The sequence below is a fragment of the Synechococcus sp. MIT S9509 genome (assembly GCF_047303035.1).
GTDB lineage: Bacteria > Cyanobacteriota > Cyanobacteriia > PCC-6307 > Cyanobiaceae > Synechococcus_C.
Genome location: NZ_CP138940.1, coordinates 1,038,971 through 1,064,580 on the forward strand (window position 1 = coordinate 1,038,971; position 25,610 = coordinate 1,064,580).

A 25,610-nucleotide genomic window follows, 5' to 3' on the forward strand; every position below is an offset into this window, starting at 1 on the left:
TTCGAAAACTGGATGCAGTTGCTGAATCAGCAGTTGCCCACAATCACGCCCAGTTGCACAACAAATCAGAGACACCTCAGGGATTACCCCCTTAAACCGATTGCAAGCATTTGCTCCTTAGTGGCAGCAGCGGCCACCAGGGCCAGCTTTGGTCCACCGACGAGATGCCCTCAGTTGCACTCAGATGGCCTGGCATCACTCAAATCAGCTGTTCCTTTGGAGTTCAGGACTAGTGCTCCTGGCGAGACCCGCCCTAGATGACCCTATCGGGGGAGAAAGGAACCCATACAGCTGGCAGGAAGAGCAACTGTTATCGCTGCATGGCTACCGCGGAGAAGCCAAAGCCGAAGAATTACATCGACAGTCCGATGACTCTGAGATTCAGCGGTTACTGCAAACAGTGAGCACAGACCACCTCAACTGGCTGGCGTCGCTGCAATTTGGCTTGATTGAACTGGACTGCGGCCTGATCCACGGCAGTTCAGCGGATGTGGGCGATGAACTCGATGAAACGACCTCACCATTGATTCTTCTCGACAGACTCACTCGCCTGGATGTCAATCGACTTTTCACTGCGCGCAGTGGACGTCAGTTCCGACTGCAGCTCACCGGAGGGCAGATTCGATCAAGAGTGAAAGATCACACTCGTGAACAGTTGCACGAACAGCCGGTGCCAAGACACAGCGTGATCGGTGTTGGATCCGGGGCTGATTACACCCTGTACGACCCTGCCAGTGATCACATTGAGTTTTGAAGTGTTCACGATCAACTCAGAGCTCGATGATGGTTTCCAATTGAACTGCTGAGTCAATTCAGGTCCATTCAGATCGGCTGTGGTCATTTCTATCAGCGATCCAATACAGGCCGAATCAGCCTGCATTGCAAAAGACTGATCCAAGGCCAGCACCTAGAAGTTCTGGGGCTCGATAGGGCTCGTAGAGCTGTCGTCAGCATGACATCGATCCGGTTTTGAATCCGATTGAGGACTTGGCCGGTATGGAGCTTCAGTGATTCAAAACTCGCTTTGAAACAGCATGCACTGCTCTCCAATCTGCTTGGAGCTGCTTTGATACCCGTAGTCGCGTCTTTGGCACCACTACTAGAGACGCCACTGTCGTTTTCTCTCACAAAACCAGCCATTGCAGCAAGCCCTCTCTCTAAATCTCTCCAAGGAAAACCAGTGCTGGTTGAGGTTTATGCGACCTGGTGTAGCGCTTGCCAGAACATCAAACCAGTGATGAACTCTCTTCGCCAGAAGGAAGGAAACTCAGTGCACTGGGTGCGTTTTGATGTCTCAAACCCAACCGCCGCCAAGCAATCTGCAACACGGGCGGAGAAACTCGGCTTATCCCAATTCTTCAAAAGCAACCGGAGTCAAACCAGTCTGGTGAGCATCTTCAATCCAGAAACCGGTGCTGCAGTCAACACGTTTCGTGCACAAACCAAAATTGATCCTTACCTCAAGGCCATCAAAACAACACGTGCAATGCTTAATCGCTGAGAGAAAATGTTATCTTCTACGAAAAACCTCTGGCGCTCTCGACGCACTCAATTGTTACTCCTCGCCTTGGCTGGAGCCGTCATCGCCGCGTCAGCAGGAGCAATTGAATCAGGTGTTCTATCAATCAGTCAGAACTATGCCAACTGGCTTACGCAATGGACAGGTAATCATGGCTGGGCTGTTTTAGGGTTGCCAGTATTGGCTTTAGGAGGCGGATTGATAGCCAGTGTGTCACCGTGCGTCCTCGCCCTACTTCCAGTGCAGCTCTCTTATCTCGGGGCTCAGAATCAACAACGTCCGAACACTGGCAAGGTCATTGAGTTCAGCCTTGGAGTGATTACGGCCTACAGCATTCTTGGGTTGTTCACATCTCTGGCAGGAACATTGATCATTGATCATCGCGGTGGATTGTTCATCACTGCTGGCGTGATTGTGATTGCCATGGCACTGCAATTGAAAGGTTGGGGACCACGCGTTCCCTGGCATCGCCTCAATATGGGAGTTATCAAAGCACCAGGATGGGTCAACAAATTACCGAAAGGACCTTGGTTGATTGGATTCACCTTCGCACTGGTCACATCCCCCTGTGCAAGTCCTGTGCTTGCCGCTGTACTCAGCAGCGCAGCGGCTGCTGGCTCACCCCCTCTTGCGGTCGTAGCAATGATCATGTACGCCATTGGATACAGCATGGTGATCCTTTTGGCAGGCTTAGGTGTTGAACTCGGTGGTATTCGCCGCCACCTCCTCGAAAGAGGTGATCAGATCACAGGGATCAGTGCCATGGTTCTTCTAGCTTTTGGTGCGTTCTATCTGTTGACGGGGATTCAGGATCTGCAGCTACAGGGTCAGATGTGAGCTCAACAGTTGTTGTCAGCCCAGAGCAGCTGGCCCTCCTCTACGACGATCATGCACCATCGGTGTACCGACTCGCCTTCAGTCTCCTTTCCCAGAAACAGGAGGCTGAAGATCTCACTCATGATGTGTTTTTAAGGCTGCAGCGTGGTGGCTTCGATTCGAATCGCGGAGAAATTCGTCAATACCTTTTGATGCTGACACGATCGATGGGTATCAACAGGATTAACAAGAGGCGCAATCGTCGCCAAATCCTTGAAAGATTCAGGCCAGGTCATGGTCAACAGGATCCTGTTGATCTTCAAGCTATTGATGCCAGATTCCGGCTTGAAAAGGCTCTGGCAGAACTCTCACCACGTGAACAGCAGATTCTCACCATGAATTATCGCCAAGACATCAGTCAAAGCAACATTGCAGCCTCACTTCAAATCCCACTGGGCACTGTCAAAACGATCAGTCGTCGGGCATTACTCAAACTCCGTAGCGCACTTTCTTCACAGGAGGATTGCTGAACAATGTCTTCACCATCTCAACCCAATGATGACTTCACTAAGCGAGATGAACTCTTGGCTGGCAGAGTTCTGGGAAACCTCAGTTCTGAGGAAACAGAATTGTTGGCGCATGAATCCATTTCAGCAGAGGAAGAAAACCTGTTAATAGAATTGAAAGCTGCTCACAGCCGAATGGAGACGCATTCTGCACCGCCACTTTCGGCTGCAGTCAGAGAACGATTACTGCATTCCTCACGTCAAAAAAGGACTTTCAATCCCCAGAGCTGGTTCATCGGAGTCTTACTTTTAAGTCTTGCTTTCACAGGTGGAGAGCTTTATCGATCCAAGCTTCAGATCGCAAACCAGAGAGGCGCAATTGCCCCAATCGCTCGACATCCTGGTGATCGCGCAGTTGAGCTTCATGCCACGGCAGCAGGAAACATGCAAAGCGTTCATGGTGAGGTTCTCATTCGTCCTGGACAAGCAAGCAATCTCCTCACATTGAATCGATTACCGCAGGCACCTAAAGGGAGGCTTTACAGACTCTGGGCTGTAACACCTGAAGGAGTTAAAGGCTGTGTTCACTTCCTTCCGGATCAAGGGGGAAATGTGACCATGACCATCCCTCCACAACCCACCGGATCAGCAACAAAACTGCTGATCAGCCTCGATCCGATTTCATCCCGAAACGCGACTGACGCTCAGCCAGAACAACCTGTGCTGTCAGGCGCGATCTGATCATGTTGAAAATTTGTGCTGACCTTCCGGATAAAGCCATAGATCAACCCAGACGAGCCTCCTTCTAAGACTTTGAACCTTTGATCAGATGCTGGAAGACCCTTCAATGGAAGGAAAAGTCAGAATCGTCATTGGCTTACTGAAGCTCTGCATTTATGTGTGGGGGTTTGCACTCGCCTCCCTTCAGGCCATCAAGTTATTCAAGGCCCCGATCTCAAGGATGCGCAGTGGAACTTACAAGCACATGATGAATGAAGCGTTGAACTTAAATCCATGATTCGCTCCCGAGCAGCTGTGGCATGGGCTGCGGGCCAACCTCTCGATATCACTGAGATTGATGGGACCTCACCTCAGCACGGGGAAGTTCTGCTGAAAATTGTGGCAACGGGGGTCTGTCATACAGACGCATACACCCTGTCTGGTGCAGATCCCGAATAGCTGTTTCCTGCCGTCCTCGGACATGAAGGTGGTGCCGTGGTGGTTGAGGTGGGAGAAGGCGTTACCTCGGTGAAATGCGGAGATCATGTGATTCCCACTTACACCCCGGAGTGTGCTGAATGCAGCTATTGCCGCTCAGGTAAGACAAACCTCTACCGAGCGATCCGAACCAACCAGGGCCAGGGTTCAGATAAACCTCGGAATTGCGCTGAGCTGATAGCCAGTAAGTCAATGCCCATAGTCCTGTCCAGTTGCACGATAAATCAGAGACAACTCAGGGACCACTACACAAAAACCACTGCCATCAGCCAATTTTGAGTGGCACCATTGGCCACCAAGGTCAGCTTTGATCCTGAGCCGATATGCCCTCAGAAGCACTCAGATATCTGGAGAATGCCGCTAAGGCAAAACGCTCTCAGGAAGTCCTGCCATAAGGGAATCTTCGGTTTCGGATGTAATTTTCGGTGATATAAAAGTGTTGAAATAAACCGCATAAACATTATTCGCCACATCTATAACAAATCAATTCAGTCGCGATAGGGACACAACAAAATGAGAGATCGAGCCATATCTGAACGGTTGAGGCTGCTGTACGCCCTTGCTGCCTTCTTTTCCATCGCGGGGTGTGCAACATGTGCCCCAGCTCTGTCTACCGAGTGGCCTGACCGACGCCACTTGCCGATCGAGCCGTACCAAGAACTCGGAAAGATTGCTCCGTCTGTAGGTGGAAGCGATCCTATTGATTGGCCCAAGGAGATCGAAGCACCAAAGGGTGCTCCGAACGTGCTGCTGGTGATGATGGATGACGTGGGATTCGGTGCAAGTTCAAGCTTTGGCGGCCCGATTCCAACTCCCACCCTCGACAGGGTTACGAAAGAAGGATTGCGTTACAACGCATTCCATACCACGGCGGTCTGCTCCCCCACGCGGGCAGCACTGATCACGGGACGCAATCACCATGTCGCCTCCACCGGCATCATCATGGAGTTTTCGACGCCCTATCCGGGATATCACAGTTTAGTTTCCCGCAGTGTCGGCACCATCGGTGAGATTCTCACCGCCAACGGCTACGGCACTTCCTGGTTTGGCAAGAACCATAATGTTCCGGATTGGCAGACTTCGCCCGCAGGCCCCTTCCACCTCTGGCCAACAGGCTTGGGCTTCGAATATTTCTACGGTTTTCTTGGCGCCGATGCCCACCAGTACCGATCGCCGATTTATGAGAACACGGTGCCCATCGAGCCTTATCTAGGGAAGAAGGATTTCCACCTTGATGAGGCGATGGCGGACCGTGCAATCGCCTGGATGAGGACACAGAAATCCGTCTGGCCCAATAAGCCTTTCTTCGCTTATTACACACCGGGTACTGCGCATGCCCCCCATCACGCTCCGAAAGAATGGTTAAACAAGTTCAAGGGGAAGTTTGACCACGGTTGGCATCGTCAGCGAGAAATGACCTTCGCCAAGCAAAAGGAGATGGGAATCATTCCTGCCGATGCCGTACTCAATCCCTTCACAAATGATTACCAGAAATGGGACGAACTCAATACTGATGAGAAACGGATTGCTGCGAGAGGTATGGAGGCCTATGCGGCTGCGCTCGCGCATGCCGATTATCAGGTGGGTCGTGTAATTGATGCCATCGAAGAGATGGGCGAATTGGAGAACACCCTTGTCATCTACATCATGGGAGACAATGGCTCAAGCGCGGAGGATCCCACAGGCATCGGAATGACGAGTGAGATTGCCACCATGGGCAACAAGGTGGCCGATCGGCCCGAGTACATGCTTGAAAATCTGGATGAATTCGGAGGCATGTGGTTCGAAAATCACTACTCCCACAGCTGGGCGCACGCGATGAACACGCCTTTCCAATGGGACAAAAAAATTGCCTCCCACTTGGGAGGATCACGCACTGGAATGGCCTTGATGTGGGGCGACCGAATTCAGGATCCTGGTGCTGTCCGCAGCCAATTCGGTCATGTTAATGACATCGTACCCACAATCCTTGAGGCTGCGAGCCTTCCCGAGCCAGAAACAATCAATGGCTTCAAGCAGGTGCCAATGAACGGCAAGAGCCTGCTCTATACGCTCAATAATCCTGATGCACCAGAGCAACATAAGACCCAGTATTTTGAGGTGATTGCGAATCAGGGCATCTACCATGAGGGTTGGATAGCCAACAGCACTCCGAAGCGACTGCCTTGGCAGGGCAGGGGCCCCAGCAATCCTGATCCGTTCAACGACTACGAGTGGGAGCTCTACAACCTCAGAGAGGATTTCAGTCAGTCTAAGAATCTGGCCAAGGAGAACCCCGAAAAGCTTGAGGAACTTCGTGCCATTTTTATATCGGAAGCAAAGAAGAACCAAGTCTTTCCACTCGACGACCGCTACATCGAGCGGGCCGACCCAGCCAACCGTCCGGAACCAAACCGTGGCAGGAAGGAGTTCGTGTACTACGACGGCACCTTCCGCATCCCCGAAGGAGCAGCAGTGAGCGTGAAAAACACCTCATTCAAGATCACTGCCAAACTCTTCATCCCGGAAGGTGGTGCCGAGGGGATGATCATCACCCAGGGCGGTTGGTTTGCCGGTTGGGGTTTAATGCTGCTCGAAGGCAAGCCAACCTTCAAGTACTCGCTTTCTCACTACCCGGAGCACAAGCACACGATCAAGGGCAAAAATGTGCTCCCCGCAGGTGACCACACGCTCGTGGCCGATTTCGACTACGAGGGAGGAGGAGTTGGAAAAGGAGCAACAGTCACCCTTCTCCTCAACGGCGAGGAAGTGGCAAAAGGAAATATTCCGGCAACGGTACCGACCCGTTTCTCCATGACCGAAGGTCTGGATGTTGGTAGGGATGCCGGATTGCCCCTCACAAAGGATTACGACGTCCCCTTCCGCTTCACCGGCAAGATCGGAAAGGTGGTTGTCACACTTGAAGGCGAAGAGTGAACTTAAACTCTGGATTGGATCACTCCACCCATTGGCTGATCACAATCAAAAGCAACCAATTGTCTTGATTGATCAATGAATAATCCAAATCCGGGCAAGACTTAAGAGCGCTAACAAGTCCTCATTCTGTGAAAAGGTACTTTGTTTGGCCTTGTATTCATGGCGCTGACATGACAAGCGCCAAACGTAGCCATGGCCATAGGCGTTGTGGAACACACCACCCACATCAGGGTCAGAGTAATCACGACAGCTGAGCCATTACTGTTGCCAACAAACAACGGCCATTGAGATTGCCGGGTCGATGGCATCTGCCCCGACCTCAAAAGTAATGACGAGGACAATACTGACAGCAATACAGTCTGTGAATTAGCACTTGCCCACAATCACGCCCAGTTGCACAAAAATCAAGGGACAACTAAGGGATCAACCCCCTTGAGCCTTTGCAATTAGGGGCTCCAGATTGGCAGCAGCGGCCACCAGGGACAGCTTTGATCGTCTTTGGGTTCACCGCAGGTGTGGGCTTCGTCTTTGGCGCCACGGCTGACGCCTCACGACTGGTCAAGCAGATCCCTGTTGACTCAGGAAAGTCTCAGAAGCAAATCACCCTTTCGGGGGGGGAAATCTTCCGGGATTCCAGCGACATTGATTGCAGAGCTGCATCAACGGATGACTACAGACCAAAAGCACTACGTACGCTCATCATTTTCCAAGGGTGTCACAAAGCTAGGAATTTCAATTCTGCAGACAGCAAAGCAACCTGAAAGAATCTTTCAACACGGCCGATATTTTGGAATTCCAGGCAATACCAAACTGGAGAAAGACTGTATTGAACGGATTTTAGCCACTCCAAAAGTTCAGGGGCTACTGGCCAACCGACCTTCACCTTTATGGCCAGATCTTGAGCAAATGGCTGCGATGCCCAAAGGGAGCCTTGGTTGGTGCGTGCATCGTCGCCTGGAGAAGCTTGGGATTTCTTTTTTAGTTGATCAATCGCAGATACCAGAACCTCAAACCGATGAAGACTTCGCGAAAACCAGAGCTGCGCGGTTGCATGAAATTCACCACACGATTCTTGGACTTCCGATCACAGTGGCCGGTGAAGCTGCTGCAACCGCGTTTTATGCAAGCACTGGATCAAGCCCCTTTCATATTGGAATTCTTTCATCGTGGATGCTGCGCGGCGCCTACGAACCAAGTGAGCGCAGGCTGATCTGGGATGCAATCGGTTTTGGCATTGCAATTGGCCAGAGGGTTCCTGAACTTTTCTCGCCTCGCTGGGAAGAGGGATGGGAAAGATCGATCACCGATTGGCAGGATGAACTGGGAATCAGCGAGCTGCTGAAAACGTCTCCGTTCCAGGATGAATTTGCAAACATCTATGGATTAAATCTCGAATGATTGGTCCTGAAGAAGCTGGCTCTGCCTGCCCCTGCAAAAGGTCAAGGACAACAGAAACAACCTCACCACAGCCCGTGTGGTGAGGCCTTGGCAGAGACAGGCATGGCGCTGATACCGCAAAAGCCCTGAACGACCACGACGCTTGATTCGATGGCAGGCTTCATTTGATCTGGCATAGTGAGAATGATTCCCATTCCCAGGCCTGTGTTCACCCAGGCCTGAGGCTCTCCGGCCATGCAGAACACCTGGTTGATCACAGGCCCTCCCGGCTGCGGAAAAACCAATTGGATCCGCGACACCTTCCTGAAACACACTGGCAGCTGTGCCTATCTCCGCTTAAGCGGATCCCAGCAAGAGGGTCTTGAACAAGGCCATAACGCAGGCATCGACAGCACCTGGCTGAAAGACCAGATCCCTCAACTGGTAGACCTTGCAACATCGGCGAATACTTCGCTGCCAACAGGGCCCCTACTGGTGCTGGTTGAGGTTCAGCAGTTCCAACCGCCAGCAAACAGCGAATCCGACGGCATCGATTCACTCATCCTCCAGAAACTGGAGCGCTTCAATCTGAGTCCGGATCGCGCACTGCATTTCGGCCTGGATCCAGAACTCCCGAGACAGGACGTCTTGGATTTCAAACGTCTTGAATCCTGGGATCACAATCTTCGAGGTTGTGTTTGGGATCCCAACAGCCTCAGCAGCTTCTGGTTTGAACTCGTGAATGGCGCCTACGGCGATGTGTATCGGGCCAAAGCGCTGATGAATCTCCCAGATGGTCGAGCATTCCTCTGCAACTGGATGATGAGCCAGCAGAGCTCTCAGTTCCTTCCCTTGGAAAGGGTGGAAGCGCCGGCAGGCAGGCCGAACCGCACATCACACCTTGTGGTTCAGGGCAGAGCACTGAACCCCGCCGGCATTCAGTCAACGATTGTCGACTGCCTGCTCACAGACGACGTCCTGGAACTGCATCAGGCCCCCCTCAGAAACAGACAACTCGCCCATCAATCCAACCGATGACCATGAGCCACGCAGTGATCTCCTGCCTGCACGCCAACCTCGCAGCCTGCGAAGCGGTGCTGGCTGACATCGACCAACAAGGCATCGACAACATCACCTGTTTGGGTGATCTGGTGGGCTACGGCCCACAGCCCAATGAAGTCATTGAGCTGGTGCGTGAACGCTCCATTCCCACCTGTCAGGGCTGCTGGGATGAAGACATCATCGACGGACTCAACGCCTGCGAATGCAGTTACCCATCTCAGCTGGCCGAGCGTCGTGGTCACCGTGCTCACCACTGGGCCGCTGAGCGCATCACAGATGTCAACAAGGCTTTCCTGGCGAGTCTGCCCATGACCCTCCGCCGAGACCGGTTGCTGTTTGTGCACGGCAGCCCCAACAGTCAGCATGAATACCTGCTTCCAGACATGAACGCCTTTGCAGCACTTGAACGTGTTGAAACCGCAGGAGCGGACACCTTGTTCTGCGGGCACACCCATCAGCCCTACGTGCGAGAGCTCAGCGATGGGGCTATCCGTGTGTCGTTGCAAAAGGACGGCAATCACTCCCACTGCGAACAGGAGATGATTCTGCCGATGCGCCGCATTGTTAATGCCGGCTCAGTCGGCGAACCCAGGCATGGTTCAACCAAAGCAACGTATGTGGTCCATCACGACGACAGCGGCGAGGTCACTGTCCGAGAAGTGGAATACGACGTAGCCAAAACCTGCCGAGCCATCGTTGAAGCTGGTCTACCCGAGGTTTTCGCCTGGCGCCTGAGCCATGGCTTCGAGTACGCAGAACTTGCGGAAGATGCCAGCCACGTGTGTGAACGTTGATGGAACGCTGGGCACTGGTCAGTGGTCTTGGTGGAGACCTCGATCTCTATGAGCAGATCCAGGCCGATCTGCAGAAGCAGCGCGGAACGGCGCATCTGTTTGTCCTGGGCGACATGATCGGCCCGCATCCCAAATGTGATGGACTGTTGAAGCGACTTCGCCAACCCAAGCGCTGTGATCTACAACCCCATTGCATTTACGGCTGGCAGGAAGAGCAACTGTTATCGCTGCATGGCTACCGCGGAGAAGCCAAAGCCGAAGAATTACATCGACAGTCCGATGACTCTGAGGTTCAGCGGTTGCTGCAAACAGTGAATACAGACCACCTCAACTGGCTTGCTTCGCTGCAATTCGGCTTGATTGAACTGGACTGCGGCCTGATCCACGGCAGTTCAGCGGATGTGGGCGACGAACTCGATGAAACGACCTCACCATTGATCCTTCTCGACAGACTCACACGCCTGGATGTCAATCGACTGTTCACTGCGCGCAGTGGACGTCAATTCCGACTGCAGCTCACCGGAGGGCAGATTCGATCAAGAGTGAAAGATCACACTCGTGAACAGTTGCACGAACAGCCGGTGCCAAGACGCAGCGTGATCGGTGTTGGATCTGGGGCCAATTACACCCTGTATGACCCTGCCAGTGATCACATTCAGTTTTGCAGCGCCAAAAATCGTGACAGACACTCAACGTTGGGGTTCATATAAATCTAAACAGTTCGCTGAGCTGAGAAACAAAGAGTCGATTCCCATAGTCATGCACAGTTGCACGACAAACCGAAAACAACTCGAGAGCTACTCTCTCAATCTCACAGTATTTCGAGGCTCTAGATTGCAAAACTGGTCAGGGAAACTAGATCAGTCCGCAACTTGATGCACTAATGGCAGTGAATGTTGGGTTTCTCACTGGAATTTTGGTAAGACCGTGAAATGCGAAGATCCACTAAAAAGACCTTCGACCTGCTTAACATTTTTTATAGACCATAGTTTTTATCGTTTTATTGTTCAGAGTGGTCGTAATTCAGTGTTTACGATGCGTTTCGATTCAGCTCTTACGATTCCTTTGAGCTTGGTTCTCTGGTCAGTTCCTGTTGCAGCCAATCCCGCAGATGGCTTGAAGTTATCGGCCGATCGATATCTATCAATTGTTGGGCCTGCCCCGAAAGCAGGTGGTAACATTGAACGTGATGACTTGGTGATTTTACGTTGGGACCAGCGCACTTGTTATCCACAGGCTGTTAATCACTCTTGGCTTTTTCTGAATCGCTATGTCGGCTAATTTGACGCAGCAATAGGGGGGAATACGACTAAATCCGCTCCAATTCCGAGAAAAGGATTAATGTCATTCCTGAAGATTGTTAATAATGTAAAAGATGACCTGAAGGATAAATATAAGCGACCAAGGCCTTTTATCTCTCATAGTGATATCAAACCCTGCTTGCCATTAGAATCCAGCTTTTCTTTTCCAAGCGGTCATTCCACTTGGTACGCATCTACAGCACTACTACTTGCTGATTTAATGCCTGAGCGGCGCGAACGCCTGATACAAATTGGCCGCCAGGGAGGCTACAGCCGAGTCTATTGCGGAATGCACTATCCAAGTGACGTTATCGCAGGAGAACGATTGGCCAAAGCCATTACAGCCGACATTATTGCGTCTCCTGAATGGCAATCTACCGCAACGAAGTCAAACCCGAAGTTGACAAACTTTTAAAATACCCACCAGCTGGATTGCCATTCTTGAGCAGCTAACTTAGCTGCTGTTAAGACATCAAGCAAAGCCAGAAGCATCACAGTGTGACGCAAACTTCGACCATACAGCTCCATTCTAATGATGCGAAAAACAGAAGACAGTGAGAGATCGCTTCTCTGAAGTCGCTGCAATTAGAGGCCCAAAGTGGCATCAAAGTCCACTAGAGCCAGCCTGCATTTCACTGAGCCACTGACAATCTGCAGCAGAAGATGGACCGACTGATCGACATACACGGAACAGCTTTTGAAACGCATATCGATCTTATGTCAATACATTATTCAATACCTGGAAGACCGAATCCATCCTTCAGGGCTCAGGATAGTCGAACGAATCACCCTGGCAAATCCATTGTTGATGATGACTGCTGTCATAGATATACCAAGCATCATCTGTCGCAAACTCTTTTGAATCAGTGCAAAAAAGAACCCAGCAAATAAAATTTGCAGCAACTGCAGCCGGAATCAAACTTCCAACATTCTTTTTGAAAAATTGGACAAGAGGGAACACTTCAGCATCAGGCATTCGCAAATCCCCTTGCATTCCCGTATCCACCTCCCCGGGAATCAGTGAGCCAACCGCAATATGGTCAGGCAACTCCAATTGCAAAGACCTGGTTATCGAACGCAAAGCATGTTTGCTCATGCAATACGCAGAGAGCCCAGGCAAGGTGAGCAGGGCTGCTCGCGAAGAGAAATTCAGAACACGTGCTCCATCAACCATTTCCCCAGACAACCCACACGCTAAAATTGCTGGAGCAATTGTATTGACGGCGAAATTATCCATTAGCATTTCAGCGTTAAAATCCTTCAATGGCTGCAATGGAGTCACGATTCCAGCAGTATTGACCAAAGCGGAGATTTTTCTTCCCTGGAGAACCAATTTCACCCGACTTGCAAGGCCAGCAATTGAAGACTTGTCGCAAAGGTCAGCATGAAGGGCATGAATAGGCGAGACATTATTTTTGCGCAATTTAACTTCTTTACCTGGGCGACTAATCGCCACAACCTCCCTACCCTTTTCAGCAAACATATTTACAAGTTCATTGCCAATACCCCCGCAAGCTCCTGTCACAACAATCGCTCCTGCCGGTAATTGCACAGATTGCGTCACAATTTGAATTCATATCTTGATTTATGATGAGCCTACTTTCTGAATTTGTCAGGATTCAAGAGAAACCCAACTGTTGTTCAGATCAGTTCAAGGACCAGCCAGAACAGAAACACCACCAACAGCATCAACCCTTCACTGCCGAGCACCTTGGGGTGGGGACGCAACAGAAAAAGAGTGAGCGTCAGGAGAACCATTGCTGCAGGTTCAAGTCCAAGAATCACCTTGGTCCCGGTGATCTCTCCAATCACCAACACAGCCGGCACCGTCAGGCTGATGGTGGCCAGAACGGATCCAAACAGGGTGTTGAGAGCTCGTTGCAGCTGCCCTCGGCGAGTGGCACGGATTGCATTAAGCACCTCAGGCATCAGGATCAGCATTGCCACAAGAACTCCTCCCAGAGAAGCAGGAAGATTCAGTTCATTGACACCCCGTTCGATCATCAGCCCCATCGATTCGGCGATCAGCACCACCACGGCGAGGCTCAACAGCAAAAGACCTGTTGCCTGCCATGGCCGATGGATGACTGCGCTTCCTGAGATGTCATCATCTTGTTGGGTGAATCGATCACTCGGGTCCATGAAAAAGCAGCGGTAAGGACCCATCTGGTTCGCAAGAAAAATGGAGTAGACCCCAACCGAAACCACTGTCAACACGACATTGATTGGCAGACTGAAGTTGCCTTCCGCCGTGTCGGTGCTGAAGTTGGGAATGATCAGCACCAACACGCTCATTGTGCTGATGAGGTTGTAGAAAACCATTGAGCCCGCCATGTTCGGGCCAGACAAGTCTTCCTCAGAAAGATATCCGTCCGAGCCAAGCCTCTGCTTGGAGAGCCATGAAGTCAATGTCATACACAGTCCGGTGATGCCGGTGAGCGCAATCATCAGCACCGAGAACATCGAGTCTCTTGCGAGGGTGGGATTTTTTTCTCCGGCGAGCATTGTGCTGCCTATCAGAGACAGCTCGATCACGATCACCGACAACGTGAGCACAAGAGTTCCGTACGGCTCGCCAAGGGCCTCTGCCAGCAGTTCGGCTTGATTGGCGACCTGCTGTGAGAGCAGCACAACGACTCCGCCGAGAAGAACCAGGCCTGCAACAATCCACGCCGCTTTTCCCTCCAGCAGAAACGGCAGCATGCCGCTGAAGTTGAGCAGAGCCAGCACCCCTGCTCCGAAAGCGAGAGTGATCAACTCTCTGCGGTTATGACGCAACAGATGCTGTGGTGGTGAGGTGCTGTCCATAGGGCACTGAAAAAATATGAGTTGTGCAGGAGAGATGCATCACCTCAGCTCCCAGAACTCCGTATAGCTCGCCCGAATCGATTCATCATTGCGACAGCAGTGCAAGAGCATCCCGGCGGACGCTGGTGGGCATCGGTGCTTCTTCTCACAGCAACACGGGACACAAGCCAAGGCTCATGATGAAGAGATCACGAGCAGAAACCCATGATTCGCTCCCGAGCTGCTGTGGCATGGGCACCCGGCCAACCACTCGATGTCACCGAAATCGAGGTGGCACCACCGAAACATGGTGAAGTGCTGCTGAAAATCGTGGCTTCAGGGGTCTGTCACACCGATGCCTACACCCTGTCAGGCGCGGATCCGGAGGGCCTGTTTCCTGCCGTGCTTGGCCATGAAGGCGGCGCTGTGGTCATGGAGATCGGGCAAGGCGTGACCTCAGTCGCGCCCGGAGATCACGTGATTCCCCTGTACACACCGGAGTGCGGTGAATGCAGCTACTGCCGCTCAGGCAAAACCAACCTCTGTCAGGCGATCCGAGCCACTCAGGGCAGGGGAATGATGCCCGACGGCAGCAGTCGGTTCTCCCATGCCGGTTCAATGATTCATCACTACATGGGCACGTCGACGTTTTCCGAATACACAGTGCTTCCTGAGATAGCGGTTGCGAAGATCAATCAGGATGCGCCGCTGGAAAAGGTCTGCTTGCTGGGCTGCGGAGTCACAACGGGAATCGGGGCAGTACACAACACTGCCAAGGTGCAGCAGGGAAGCTCAGTGGCTGTGTTCGGACTGGGCGGCATCGGTCTCGCCGTGATCATCGGTGCCGTTCAAGCCGGTGCCGAAAGGATCATTGGCATCGACCTCAACCCGGACAAGTTCAGCATCGCCCGGCAGCTGGGGGCGACGGAATGCATTAACCCACGTGACCATTCAGAACCGATCCAGGAGGTTCTGATCGACATCACCGATGGAGGTGTTGATTATTCCTTCGAATGCATTGGCAACGTCGATGTCATGCGTGCTGCCCTTGAGGCGTGTCACAAGGGGTGGGGTGAATCGACAATCATCGGCGTTGCAGGGGCAGGCCAGGAAATCAGCACGCGACCGTTTCAGCTGGTCACCGGTCGTGTTTGGAGGGGTTCTGCCTTCGGGGGAGTCAGGGGCAGAAGCCAGCTCCCTGGCTATGTCGAGAGTTATCAGAAAGGAAACATCCCCCTGGACAGCTTCATTACCCACACCATGAAACTGAACGACATCAATCAGGCCTTCGAACTGATGCATCGGGGTGAGAGCATCCGATCCGTCATTCATTTCTAAGCGCCACGACCAGAACCATGGAGTTGATCAGCTGTCACCGTTGCTTCGCAGGAGAGCAACGCCGCTACAAACTGGAATCCCAGCAGCTGAAAGGCTCCACAACGGTTGGCGTCTTTCTTCCGGAGCAGGCACTGGGACCGAAGCCGGAACCCGTCCCCGTCCTGATCTGGCTTTCAGGGCTGACCTGCAGCGACGAAAACGCCGTGCAGAAAGCAGGTGCGCAACGACACGCGTCAACGCACGGCATTGCTCTGGTCATGCCGGATACCAGCCCACGCGGGGATGACGTCCCCAGCGATCCTGAGAGTCAGTGGGATTTCGGACACGGTGCCGGGTTCTACGTGGACGCTGTGAAGCAGCCCTGGTCATCGCACTACAGGATGCACAGCTTTGTCGTTGAAGAGCTGATCAAACAGCTCTGCACTGAGGTTCCACTTGACGATCAGCGACTGGGTATCTCTGGCCACTCCATGGGAGGCCACGGTGCCCTGGTGCTGGGTCTGCGTCACCCACATCTCTACCGGTCGGTGTCTGCAGTGGCTCCGATCGCACACCCAGGTCAGTGCCCATGGGGGCGTAAAGCGTTCGGCCACCTGCTCGGAACATCATCTGAAGAACTGCTCAGCTGGCGTCAATGGGATGCTGTTGCACTGCTTGAGGACGGTCACCTCAGAGATGACTGTCTGCTGGTGGACATCGGCTCAGCTGATCCCTTCCTGAAAGAGCAATTGCGTCCGGAAGACCTTCGCCGTGCCTGTTTCAAAAGCGGGCAGAGTCTCGAAATGGTGATCCATGAGGGCTATGACCACAGCTATTTTTTTGTGTCGAGCGTGATTGACAGACATCTTGATCATCACGCCAGAGCCCTCAAGACAGACCTTTGAAAAGACCAGGAATATTTATTGAGACGGCGACTTCCAGAAGAGAGAACACACAATCACGCAAAGTTGCATAAAAACCAGAGATAACTCATGGATCACTCCTTTGAAGCCACTGCAATCAAGTGCTGCTGAGCGGAGAGATGGCCACCTGAACCACAATTGTTTCATCTATTTCAATCCATTGACCAAAGACTCCTCTGAGGATTCGTGTCCATGATTTTTCCAGGGGTGGACCATGCAACAACCACTAGCTGATCGGCTTCAGCCTTTCGTCAGGATGCCAACAGTTGTGCTCAGATTGGTCAAGACAACTCAAATCACCTCTTACAGGAACAAAGCCCATGATTTCGATCTTGATGAAATTGAATGCTGAAATAAAACCATTCGGCTTTCAATGCTAGCGAGTAGTATTTTAAAATCAAGTGCAATAATAATTGACAATAAAAGCCTCGAGCAATAATTAAGCCAAGCTATCAACTCTTAAAAAAGCAGGTGAATCCTGTCGCCAAATAGCTTACGACTACATCAATTCGAAAAACTTTAATTATCTTCAAACAAGCAAACACTACTAAACCCATTTAGAGGAATGTGCTAACTCTCTGATCAGCCTTACAGGGTTGTGGATTGAGACTTGAAGTCAAGACTCTCTAAAGGCAGCACAAACGGACAAACACATCAAACATCTCAGCTCAAAAGGAGCTCTCCAGGCCAAAACGGCGCTAATACAGGAATAATCGCAGTTAGCGAGGGCTTGATGGCACAGATTTCCAGCCTCAGCGAAGCGATCCTGCGCAATGGCGCTGGCAGTTCACATGGCTACGAGCCAAGACCAGAGCCAAATGGCATAGCTTCAGACAGCACGGACAGCAGCGACACTCCACACGAAAAAAATGCCAATGCGCAACCTGTAAAGGAAGCGCTACAGAGAGCACAAACGGAACAGAACAAACTCCATCGATCAATGGAAAAAGCTCGGCCAAAGATTCACTCAACCCAACAGCACTGGTTAGCAACAGCTTTGGAGACATTACCAACAGCTATCTTGGAAACTCAGACACTCTTTACTACTATATTTACGATGAAGTTTCAACAGTGGATAACTACCTGGGAACTGGTACTACTTTGCAGACATGGGACCACTTAAGCGACGCAGAAACATTTATCAACAACGTATTTATCGAATTAGACCCGCTGATAGATCTTAACTTTGCGAACACGGATAACCTTGAAGATTCACACCTCACGATCCTCTCAGTCAACGAATGGGACTACTGGGGTACAGACATAGTCGGACAAGTCATCAATCTGGGACAGAGCTGGCATGTGCTTTGGAGGGACACGGATGATGACTCCCTTGGAAATGACGCTTCCGGAGCTGGTGACCCGTTCAATGCCAACACAATCATTCACGAGATAGGACATGCTTTAGGACTTTCCCACCCCAACGAACAACCGACAGATCCAAGGTGGTCAACGGACGACACAGTGATGTCGTACAACATCAGCCCCGATGGCTGGGACTACAGCTTTTCAGAAGCTGATCTGGCCGCTCTTCAGATCATCTGGGGCACTGAGAATTCACCACCAATTCTCAGCGGAGTCCAGGCATCACTCTCATCTTCTACAGAAAATTCCAAAGTCACCCTGACAGAAGACGCCCTCGTTCAAGGATTCTCTGATCCCGATGGTGACACACTTTCCATCTCAAACCTCACTGCAACCAACGGCTCTCTCTCCAACAACAACGACGGTTCCTGGTCTTTCTCTCCTGACATCAACTTCACTGGCACCGTCTCTCTCTCCTATTCCGTCGTCGATGGCAACGGTGGTTCCATCAGTGCCAACAACTCCTTTGAAATCACTGCCATGAATGACGCCCCAATCCTCAGCGGAGCCCAAGCGTCACTCTCATCTTCAACAGAAAATTCCATCGTCACCCTGACAGCAGACGCCCTCCTTCAAGGATTCTCTGATCCCGATGGTGACACACTCTTCATCTCAAACCTTGCTGCAACCAACGGCTCTCTCTCCAACAACAACGACGGCACCTGGTCTTTCTCTCCTGACAGCAACTTCACTGGCACCGTCTCTCTCTCCTATTCCGTCGTCGATGGCAACGGTGGTTCCATCGGTGCCAACAACACCTTTGAAATCACTGCATCAGAGAACGATTTCAGCAGCCAGCCAACTCCCGCACCAACAGCTCCTACCAATCCCAGACCAACATCGTCTTCTGGAAGCAATGGTGGCGGTGGCGGTAGTGGTAGTGGTAGTGGTAGTGGTAGTGGTAGTGGGAGTGGTGGCGGGTCGACTGCCCCAATTGCTGCCCCTGCCGTAAGAAGCGAACCAGCCAAAGAAACATTCTTTGTTGATGTCCCGGGCTGGAGCCGTGACTTAACAGTCAATGCAACCATCAACAGCAACGAACCTGAAATCAGAGGCACTCCTCTCGACTTCGACTCAGGTGTCCTGCCTGCTTCACAAGAGGTGGAAATAGCCGGCTCATTGCTGATAGGCGGTGATGGTGCAAACAGGATTTTCGGCCTATCAGGATGGGATGTCATTGAGGCAGGCGCTGGAAATGACAGTGTCCGCGGCGGCAACGGTCGTGATGTGATTACCGGTGGAACCGGCAGCGACGAGCTATGGGGTGACTTCGGCTGGAACACCTATCTGGAGAACAACGACGGCGAAAAAGATCTACTTGTGATTAAGTCCGATCAGTTGCTTGAAAACTTCTGGTATGGAAAATCCGGCAACAATCCCAACGGTGAAAAGGCCGACATTATTTCTGAATTAGACGCCTTTGATCAGATCAAAATCCTGGGTGCAGACACCAGCCAGATCACCATCAACCAAGCCTCTGCTCACGGCCAATCCGGTCTCGGCATCTTTACAGACGGCTTCGTGGAAGCGGTCTAGGTCGGCACTAACTTCGATAAAGACCAACTCCTGGCAATAGTTTCAGGTGATGCCTCCTCTGCAGTGATGAACAACACACAGGGGTTCTACGGAGTCTGATAGTTCCAAAACAGACAACTATTGAAAGCAATCACCTCTTGAAGGTTTTCTTGATAAGTGCAGGCATAAAGACTGATGCAAAAGTGAACAACCACAAATTCACGTCCAATGAATGGAATTCAAAGACAACTGATAAACAATTCTTGAAACAGCTGTAAACGGGTACTCAAAATTAGCTGCATCAGTAGTCAGGCCATTGCTGATAATCAGATTGAATGCCTCTTACTACCACTCATTTCACACTCCATTGTCCAACCATTTACAGGCATGCGGAGGCTGCTTTGAAACAAACCAGAAGTGAGTGGCGAAACGGCGTGTTGAACCTGGAGGATTGCAACAGAACAATAGAACTCTTTGAATGTCTGCTTCGATAATTCCTTGATCGGCAACGCTGCTATCAACAGGACATCCTCCAGAAAAATCAGCATGACATCACCGCACCGAACCATGGGCTGGCGGCAAGTGGAGAGGAATCAGAGGAACTGATCATGGACGAGAGCCATCCACAATCGCAGACTTCAATCACAGTCTCAGAGACCACAACAAGGAAGATCGCTCTTGAGGAACACTTCTCCATTCAGGAGCTGCTGCCCACGGAAAAGGACGTGGAGTACTTCGATCCGCAGGAGTTGAGCAGGATCGAAGAACTGCTTCCCGATCTCGCTGAACAACGGCTAATCAATATGGACAAAGCCGGGATCGAGATCGCCGTGCTGTCTCAGACTGCACCTGGAATTCAGACAATACAAAACACGGTTGAAGCCTCGGCCTTGGCCAGTCGTTGCAATGACGCTCTGCACCTGGCGATCCAGCAGCAACCTCGTCGCTTCCGCGGATTTGCAGCGCTGAACCTGCTCAATGTGGAGAACGCCTGTGCAGAGCTGAGGCGTTGCTTGAATGAGCTGGGATTCGTTGGCGCTCTGGTCAATGGCAGCACTCAGGGCGAATACCTCGACCACCAGAGAATGAAGCCGCTGTGGATGACACTTGAACAGCTCGACATTCCGCTGTATCTGCACCCAGGGCTTCCGACAGACCAGCCATCGTCCATGGTGAAGGAACTTGATGGGGCCACCTGGGGCTGGTCAATCGACACCGCCACTCATGCGCTGCGGCTGATCGTGAAGGGCATTTTCGACAAACATCCCAGCGCCAGAGTGATCCTCGGGCATATGGGGGAGAACCTGCCCTTTTACCTCTGGAGACTGGACAGTCGATATGCGACAACTCGCTATCGCAACGACATCAGCACCACACCCAGCGCTGTTTTCAAACGACATTTTTTCATCACCACTTCAGGGGTCTGCAATGACGGCTCTCTGCAGTGTTCGATCGACACGCTCGGGCCGGAACGGATCATGTTCTCCACGGATTACCCCTACGAAGACATCGAACTGGCCGGACGCTGGATTGAGCAAGCACCGATCGATCCTCGGGCCCGAAAGCTGATCTGTCGAGACACAGCGCAGTCTCTACTGCGCCTTGGTTGATCTCCTGTCGACATTAAACCCAAGAGCTGATCACCCCACCTGAGTGGAGTTCGTGCTTCTACGGATTCCGCGGTGATGCAAGTGATAAGCCCCCATGAAGCGAACACAGCATGTTTCAAACAGGCGTGTTTGATTTCGGTGTATGCGTCTGATGCATTGTTTCAATGACCTCTTCCGCCAAAGGTTGACTTTCCTCTGGTGGTATCAGGATCTCGAGGTATGCCGCACCTGAATGCTCGTTAATTGCAGCAAACGCCCGGTCAAGCTCTGCCAATGAAGACGCCTTCCCACACCACCAGCCCTCACAACCCAGCGTTTTTGGAATGTCTGCATATCGCCAGACGGGGATGTTGTTGTAAGCGTGGCCCGACTCACTGATCAACGCTTCCACCCCGTACAGACCGTTGTTCAAAACAATCACCACTGGCGAAACACCAGTGAATCCCATTACACCAATCTCCTGAGCGGTGAGCTGATGACCACCATCACCGCTAACCAGCACAACACGACGATCGCTATCTGCAAGGGCGCATCCCAGAGCAGCAGGTGTACCCCAGCCGATCGAACCCCAGAGCGTCTGGCTTTCCATTGCCACTCCAGGTGGCAATCGAAGCGCATTGAGCTTCAGCAGGCAGGTGCCCGTGTCAGACACCAGCAGATCTGTCGGCCGCAGGAAACGCTGCAGACGGGGATAAAAACCTACCGAACTCGTGGGATCCCCGGCGTCCCCTGTCACCGGCAGCAGGGGCTCAGGTTCAACAAACCGCTCATCGCCCCAACGTGATTGCTGTTTCGGTGCTTGTTTAAAGCGCGCTGTCAGCCCAGCAAGCACATCGCTGAGGCTGACACTGGTGAAAACCTGGTTACCTGCCTGTACCCAGTCTGCGTGCAGAGCCACCATGCGACTGCTGTCGAGTTGACCACTCCAGAGACCTGTGTTGAGGTCATCCATCACCAATCCACCCAGATCGATGAGCAGATCGGACTGCTCGATCACGCCCTGCAGAGCAGCGGGAGTGGATCGACCTCCGTTGTACATCCCCATAAAAGCGGGGTGATCCTCGCTGAGAATGCCTTTGTCCATTGGCGTGGTGGCGTACGACAAACCGGTCACCTCGAGAAACTCCAGCAGTGCGTCAACCAGGCCGAATCGGCGCAGAGTGATTGTTGGCAGAACAACTGGCTGGTTGGCGGCTCTGATCCGTGACTCCAGCAGGTCGAGTACAGCGTCGAGCTCTGACACAACGCTGTCGTGCTGTTTGATGGCTCCGATGGGAGATCCATTGATCGGGTTGCCGGTGATCGGCATCAGAGCCAGATCCATCGGGAAAGTCAGATAGGCCGGCCTGGATTCCTCAAGCGCCTTATCAATCACTCTTTCCAGCTCGATCACTGCATTCTCAGGCGTCAGCCTTGCGCTGACGCAACTTGCAGCAGCGGAAATCAATTCAAAACGGTCATAGATCTGATCCCCGAGCGTGTGGTGGCAGACAAGACCCTGACGCACAATGCGCATGCTGGGTGAACCCACCAGGTGAAAGACAGGCAGACGTTCAGCCATCGAACCCATCAGGCCGTTGAGTGCACTGAGTTCGCCGACGCCATAGGTGGTGCAGACAATCGCAGCCCCGTTACGACGGGCATAGCCATCGGCGGCATAGGCCGCGTTCAGTTCATTGGATGAGGGAACCCACTGAAGACGAGGGTGCACCTCCACAGCATCGTTGAGTGGAAAGGAGTAGTCGCCGGGAACTCCGAAGACATGCCCTATGCCGAGAGCCGAAAGACGATCGAGGGTATAACCAACAACCGAAGGAGACATCAGCGCGCCGATTCTGTTTTCCAAAGATTCTGATCACGGCCAACCTGGAATGCCACACCAGATGAGGAAAAACCAGCGCTGAGAGCAACCGTGGCCTCAACGGCTCACCACGGGAAAACTGTCTTTAAAGCCATGATTACCGTGAGATAAGCAGAACAGAATGACTCAGCCACCACATCAGTTCTGGGGTTCTCGACATAGAGCGGTTGTAAAGTTAAAACGATTAAGTTCAATCTGAAGCAAGTAACAAAAAACGAGCAAAATACTTGTCATTTGATTACTTTCTGATTCCATTTTTTCACATGAAGAATCTTGCAATCTCGCTTGATTGCAGCATTGTAAGCTTTCATCTTCTCAGGGTAAGACACAAATACTGCTCTCCAGGCCTGCCCTGAAGATTGATTGGCGTAAGCAAAAGCTTCATCCCAGTCCATACCTTGCCTGTAGGCGTCACAGCGATGCTCGGCATGCTCTTCAGCCCAAACGGAATAAGCGTGCCTGGAGTAATCAGCGCCTCCACCACCCCCTCCGTGACCAAGAAGAAAAGGGATCAACGCAAACGGCAGCAACACGGGAATCTGCAAAACAATTTGATCTTTCAATCCGTTCGATTTTAGAGGAAGATCAATCGCTCGCATTGATCCTCACTGGATCCATTCGCAAACAACTGCCTACCTGGCAACCAAGCCAATCAGAGCAATCAAGAAACCGGTCGTACCTTTAAAGACACAGATACTGCAGTGGACCCGAAGAAGGCCGAATTCTGATTTTACGCAAGGGCAGAAGAAGCAAAAACCATGAATCCTTCATCTTTTTGACTGTGAACAACATTCGATCCATCAAAAACACAATCAAACAGAAGACGATTGCAGGATCAGGAGTATTTTTTATGCTGCAAACTAAAGGGCATTAATCACTATTCAACACCCAAAACCGCAGCAAGAATTGCAGCTGGAATGATTGCAATAAAGGTCAAACCTATGGCCATAAAAAACGAATTCAAAACTGGAAACTCTTTCCTCTCTTCTTCAATTGCCAGATATCTCATATAAGGAAACCAACTGGCATAAATCAAGCTCAACACAAAACCGGCGAAATTATTTGAATCACTATTAAACAGACTGGCAAAAATAACATCCAGAGAAGTGACGATCGCAAGCCAGTAAAAATAGGACCATTCACGAATCTGACAACAAACAACACCCGCAAACCAGAAGGCAATCCAGGAAAAACCACTTGGCGATCTCCAGGGGAGAAATATATTCACCCTGATTCCAGAACTGTTTTTGAATTGAATATCAAACCAATTATTCCTTTTAAGCGTGTAGCCTTGCTGAATAAGGGAATCGATTGTATCGAGCCGCTTCTGCATGGGCGGAGAGACAGATGGCTGATTCTTCAAAGCAAAACAACGAATGGATTGATTATCCAATCAATTTCCACCCTGTCTACACTGGATCATCAATTCTTCAGACAACAATGCAATCCAACAGAATCATGTGACCATGGCTGAAACCAGTTTGACCAACGGTCCAGCCAACGAGACCGACTGCTTGAACCGAAACATCAATTGCTGCAAGGCCAGCAAGTCATGAATAATTCATCATCAAGACAAGAAATAAAAATCAAGCCTTACTTCAATAAAGCGCCGACAAGAGATTGATTGCACTATCCCAGTGCAGATAGAGCGAAGATTAAATCTCATGATCGGCTACCCCATGCGTTGAGGTCAATGGATTGATTGGAGCTGTGTGGGCAGAACTGACGTTCACTGAGCTCAGCTGATGAAAGTCTTGAAAAGCATCGGGTCGTTTCTGCCGATGACAGGCGTCTGAGCTGACATATGGTGATTCCAGAGAATTTGCATAGGCACCTGCTGACTGGTCACCAACCCAGTTCAGGTGCGCTCTTCACTCCTGGCAGAAGAATGGTTCGCTCACGGCGAACTTCTGCTGGTGTGACACCAAGCTCATCAGCGATCTTGGTGATTAATCCACGAGGCCAGATATCAGGATGCTGTTCAGCAGCCTCATAGATCGCCTCGTCCAAATCAATTTTTGCCAAGCGTGCCCGCCGGCTTTGCTCTGCAGTGAAAACTGCTTTTACGGCAGTTGCTGTCATGAGTACCACCACATGGGACGCCTTTGGTCTATGACCACTGAATGGTTTGTGAAAGCAGTAACAACCGCCCTGGAAGGTTCGGTTTCAGGAACTTGGTGGTAGGTTCAATGAGAAGCAGAGTTATGTACTGGGATTCTCTGGTTTTTTGAAATGCGTGCTGAAGAGGAAATCTGGCCTGTTGTACTCATTGCTGGAAGCATCGTGGCCGTTTTGATGATTCTTGCCTTCAGTGATCCAGGTACCTTCGTGTGCGTTGGTGTCTGTGAGTGAATCTCAGCACAACGGTATTGAGTACCGTTTCGAGCCATTCATCTCAATCAATTCCCCAGCTTCAAATTTCGAGCAAGTCGGTATAGACCACGGACTGAACTCTGACTCGTCAAGATTAGATCTCAACAACAAGTCGCAGTATCTAAGCGGTTGGTCAATCAACAGAAAAGCCGCAGACGTTACCTTCATGAGCAGTCGTCAGCAAATCCACAGCTGAAGTCAGTGAATGTATCTTAATCATCAACACAATTAAGGTTTATTGTCGAATCAATCACTGCCGAACCGACGGTTTATTTCATCAAGCTGAAGTCGAAAAGCCTCAAAGCCTCACCTTGCTACTTTGATAGTCCAAGCAGAGACAGAGAAGAGAA

General features: G+C 51.4%; 23 protein-coding genes and 1 pseudogene. 17 read left to right on the top strand and 7 right to left on the bottom strand.

Going from position 1 to position 25,610, the window contains the following annotated elements; all coding sequences use genetic code 11:
- Positions 1-184: 184 nt before the first annotated feature.
- The 9 genes and pseudogenes from SIB73_RS05795 to SIB73_RS05835 all read left to right on the top strand — a co-directional run bounded on the left by SIB73_RS05795 (position 185) and on the right by SIB73_RS05835 (position 8,373).
- Positions 185-754 (top strand): phosphoesterase, encoded by a 570-nt coding sequence (locus tag SIB73_RS05795; protein WP_413402189.1) that lies wholly within the window; start codon positions 185-187, stop codon positions 752-754.
- Positions 755-979: 225 nt separating this feature from the next.
- Positions 980-1,501 (top strand): thioredoxin domain-containing protein, encoded by a 522-nt coding sequence (locus SIB73_RS05800; RefSeq protein ID WP_413402188.1) that lies wholly within the window; start codon positions 980-982, stop codon positions 1,499-1,501.
- 6 nt (positions 1,502-1,507) lie between these two features.
- Positions 1,508-2,356 carry a cytochrome c biogenesis CcdA family protein gene (locus SIB73_RS05805; RefSeq protein WP_413402186.1) on the top strand — a complete coding sequence of 283 codons (849 nt, stop codon included), beginning with the start codon at positions 1,508-1,510 and terminating at the stop codon, positions 2,354-2,356.
- Positions 2,353-2,865 carry a sigma-70 family RNA polymerase sigma factor gene (locus SIB73_RS05810; RefSeq protein WP_413402185.1) on the top strand — a complete coding sequence of 171 codons (513 nt, stop codon included), beginning with the start codon at positions 2,353-2,355 and terminating at the stop codon, positions 2,863-2,865. Before SIB73_RS05805 ends, SIB73_RS05810 begins: the two co-directional genes overlap by 4 nt.
- Positions 2,866-2,868: 3 nt before the next feature.
- Positions 2,869-3,582 carry an anti-sigma factor gene (locus SIB73_RS05815; protein ID WP_413402183.1) on the top strand — a complete coding sequence of 238 codons (714 nt, stop codon included), beginning with the start codon at positions 2,869-2,871 and terminating at the stop codon, positions 3,580-3,582.
- Between the two features lie 88 nt (positions 3,583-3,670).
- Positions 3,671-3,859 carry a hypothetical protein gene (locus SIB73_RS05820; RefSeq protein ID WP_413402181.1) on the top strand — a complete coding sequence of 63 codons (189 nt, stop codon included), beginning with the start codon at positions 3,671-3,673 and terminating at the stop codon, positions 3,857-3,859.
- Positions 3,856-4,206: pseudogene (locus SIB73_RS05825) on the top strand (alcohol dehydrogenase catalytic domain-containing protein); the annotation flags it as partial. The gene SIB73_RS05820 and the pseudogene SIB73_RS05825, both read left to right, overlap by 4 nt.
- 489 nt (positions 4,207-4,695) lie before the next feature.
- Positions 4,696-6,975: an arylsulfatase gene (locus tag SIB73_RS05830; RefSeq protein WP_413402179.1), complete on the top strand. Its 2,280-nt coding sequence runs from the start codon at positions 4,696-4,698 to the stop codon at positions 6,973-6,975.
- A gap of 573 nt (positions 6,976-7,548) precedes the next feature.
- Entirely contained in the window at positions 7,549-8,373 is an 825-nt protein-coding gene (locus tag SIB73_RS05835) for a Coq4 family protein (protein WP_413402178.1), read from the top strand.
- A gap of 62 nt (positions 8,374-8,435) precedes the next feature.
- On the opposite strand, the gene SIB73_RS05840 is transcribed toward SIB73_RS05835, so the two are convergent.
- Positions 8,436-8,609, bottom strand: coding sequence for a hypothetical protein (locus SIB73_RS05840; protein ID WP_413402176.1), 174 nt, complete (start codon positions 8,607-8,609; stop codon positions 8,436-8,438).
- Between SIB73_RS05840 and SIB73_RS05845 the strand changes: the two genes are divergently transcribed.
- The 4 genes from SIB73_RS05845 to SIB73_RS05860 all read left to right on the top strand — a co-directional run bounded on the left by SIB73_RS05845 (position 8,608) and on the right by SIB73_RS05860 (position 11,924).
- Entirely contained in the window at positions 8,608-9,390 is a 783-nt protein-coding gene (locus SIB73_RS05845; RefSeq protein ID WP_413402174.1) for a GTP-binding protein, read from the top strand. The genes SIB73_RS05840 and SIB73_RS05845 overlap by 2 nt on opposite strands.
- A 2-nt stretch (positions 9,391-9,392) precedes the next feature.
- A complete protein-coding gene (locus SIB73_RS05850; RefSeq protein ID WP_413406379.1) occupies positions 9,393-10,208 on the top strand; it encodes a metallophosphoesterase family protein in 816 nt (271 codons plus the stop codon).
- Entirely contained in the window at positions 10,208-10,918 is a 711-nt protein-coding gene (locus tag SIB73_RS05855; protein ID WP_413402172.1) for a phosphoesterase, read from the top strand. Before SIB73_RS05850 ends, SIB73_RS05855 begins: the two co-directional genes overlap by 1 nt.
- Positions 10,919-11,549: 631 nt before the next feature.
- Positions 11,550-11,924 carry a phosphatase PAP2 family protein gene (locus tag SIB73_RS05860; protein WP_413402170.1) on the top strand — a complete coding sequence of 125 codons (375 nt, stop codon included), beginning with the start codon at positions 11,550-11,552 and terminating at the stop codon, positions 11,922-11,924.
- Between the two features lie 345 nt (positions 11,925-12,269).
- Here SIB73_RS05860 and SIB73_RS05865 read toward each other — a convergent pair whose 3' ends face one another.
- The gene (locus SIB73_RS05865; protein WP_413402168.1) at positions 12,270-13,073 is read right to left on the bottom strand and encodes an SDR family NAD(P)-dependent oxidoreductase; all 804 of its coding nucleotides are present in this window, start codon (positions 13,071-13,073) and stop codon (positions 12,270-12,272) included.
- A gap of 77 nt (positions 13,074-13,150) precedes the next feature.
- Complete coding sequence (locus SIB73_RS05870) at positions 13,151-14,317, bottom strand: calcium:proton antiporter (RefSeq protein ID WP_413402166.1); 1,167 nt, start codon at positions 14,315-14,317, stop codon at positions 13,151-13,153.
- Between the two features lie 204 nt (positions 14,318-14,521).
- Here SIB73_RS05870 and SIB73_RS05875 point away from each other — a divergent pair, with 204 nt between their 5' ends.
- The 4 genes from SIB73_RS05875 to SIB73_RS05890 all read left to right on the top strand — a co-directional run bounded on the left by SIB73_RS05875 (position 14,522) and on the right by SIB73_RS05890 (position 21,026).
- A complete protein-coding gene (locus SIB73_RS05875; RefSeq protein WP_413402164.1) occupies positions 14,522-15,634 on the top strand; it encodes an S-(hydroxymethyl)glutathione dehydrogenase/class III alcohol dehydrogenase in 1,113 nt (370 codons plus the stop codon).
- Positions 15,635-15,651: 17 nt separating this feature from the next.
- Complete coding sequence (gene fghA / locus SIB73_RS05880; RefSeq protein WP_413402162.1) at positions 15,652-16,518, top strand: S-formylglutathione hydrolase; 867 nt, start codon at positions 15,652-15,654, stop codon at positions 16,516-16,518.
- A gap of 1,089 nt (positions 16,519-17,607) precedes the next feature.
- A complete protein-coding gene (locus SIB73_RS05885; RefSeq protein WP_413402160.1) occupies positions 17,608-19,437 on the top strand; it encodes a cadherin-like domain-containing protein in 1,830 nt (609 codons plus the stop codon).
- Between the two features lie 587 nt (positions 19,438-20,024).
- Positions 20,025-21,026 (top strand): amidohydrolase family protein, encoded by a 1,002-nt coding sequence (locus tag SIB73_RS05890; RefSeq protein ID WP_413402158.1) that lies wholly within the window; start codon positions 20,025-20,027, stop codon positions 21,024-21,026.
- 115 nt (positions 21,027-21,141) lie between these two features.
- On the opposite strand, the gene SIB73_RS05895 is transcribed toward SIB73_RS05890, so the two are convergent.
- The 4 genes from SIB73_RS05895 to SIB73_RS05910 all read right to left on the bottom strand — a co-directional run bounded on the left by SIB73_RS05895 (position 21,142) and on the right by SIB73_RS05910 (position 24,897).
- Positions 21,142-22,848 carry an alpha-keto acid decarboxylase family protein gene (locus SIB73_RS05895; protein WP_413402156.1) on the bottom strand — a complete coding sequence of 569 codons (1,707 nt, stop codon included), beginning with the start codon at positions 22,846-22,848 and terminating at the stop codon, positions 21,142-21,144.
- Between the two features lie 269 nt (positions 22,849-23,117).
- A complete protein-coding gene (locus tag SIB73_RS05900) occupies positions 23,118-23,450 on the bottom strand; it encodes a hypothetical protein (protein ID WP_413439743.1) in 333 nt (110 codons plus the stop codon).
- A 314-nt stretch (positions 23,451-23,764) separates the two neighbouring features.
- Positions 23,765-24,220 carry a hypothetical protein gene (locus SIB73_RS05905; RefSeq protein WP_413402152.1) on the bottom strand — a complete coding sequence of 152 codons (456 nt, stop codon included), beginning with the start codon at positions 24,218-24,220 and terminating at the stop codon, positions 23,765-23,767.
- A 512-nt stretch (positions 24,221-24,732) separates the two neighbouring features.
- Entirely contained in the window at positions 24,733-24,897 is a 165-nt protein-coding gene (locus SIB73_RS05910; protein ID WP_413439744.1) for a hypothetical protein, read from the bottom strand.
- Between the last annotated feature and the right edge of the window lie 713 nt (positions 24,898-25,610).

Excerpts from the sequence above, each read along its gene's own strand:
- SIB73_RS05895 (WP_413402156.1), bottom strand. The coding sequence starts at position 22,848 with ATGTCTCCTTCGGTTGTTGGTTATACCCTCGATCGTCTTTCGGCTCTC.
- fghA (WP_413402162.1), top strand. The coding sequence starts at position 15,652 with ATGGAGTTGATCAGCTGTCACCGTTGCTTCGCAGGAGAGCAACGCCGC.
- SIB73_RS05805 (WP_413402186.1), top strand. The coding sequence starts at position 1,508 with ATGTTATCTTCTACGAAAAACCTCTGGCGCTCTCGACGCACTCAATTG.
- SIB73_RS05860 (WP_413402170.1), top strand. The coding sequence starts at position 11,550 with ATGTCATTCCTGAAGATTGTTAATAATGTAAAAGATGACCTGAAGGAT.
- SIB73_RS05905 (WP_413402152.1), bottom strand. The coding sequence starts at position 24,220 with ATGCAGAAGCGGCTCGATACAATCGATTCCCTTATTCAGCAAGGCTAC.
- SIB73_RS05890 (WP_413402158.1), top strand. The coding sequence starts at position 20,025 with ATGGACGAGAGCCATCCACAATCGCAGACTTCAATCACAGTCTCAGAG.
- SIB73_RS05845 (WP_413402174.1), top strand. The coding sequence starts at position 8,608 with ATGCAGAACACCTGGTTGATCACAGGCCCTCCCGGCTGCGGAAAAACC.
- SIB73_RS05870 (WP_413402166.1), bottom strand. The coding sequence starts at position 14,317 with ATGGACAGCACCTCACCACCACAGCATCTGTTGCGTCATAACCGCAGA.
- SIB73_RS05815 (WP_413402183.1), top strand. The coding sequence starts at position 2,869 with ATGTCTTCACCATCTCAACCCAATGATGACTTCACTAAGCGAGATGAA.
- SIB73_RS05850 (WP_413406379.1), top strand. The coding sequence starts at position 9,393 with ATGAGCCACGCAGTGATCTCCTGCCTGCACGCCAACCTCGCAGCCTGC.
- SIB73_RS05875 (WP_413402164.1), top strand. The coding sequence starts at position 14,522 with ATGATTCGCTCCCGAGCTGCTGTGGCATGGGCACCCGGCCAACCACTC.
- SIB73_RS05820 (WP_413402181.1), top strand. The coding sequence starts at position 3,671 with ATGCTGGAAGACCCTTCAATGGAAGGAAAAGTCAGAATCGTCATTGGC.
- SIB73_RS05855 (WP_413402172.1), top strand. The coding sequence starts at position 10,208 with ATGGAACGCTGGGCACTGGTCAGTGGTCTTGGTGGAGACCTCGATCTC.
- SIB73_RS05795 (WP_413402189.1), top strand. The coding sequence starts at position 185 with ATGGCCTGGCATCACTCAAATCAGCTGTTCCTTTGGAGTTCAGGACTA.
- SIB73_RS05840 (WP_413402176.1), bottom strand. The coding sequence starts at position 8,609 with ATGGCCGGAGAGCCTCAGGCCTGGGTGAACACAGGCCTGGGAATGGGA.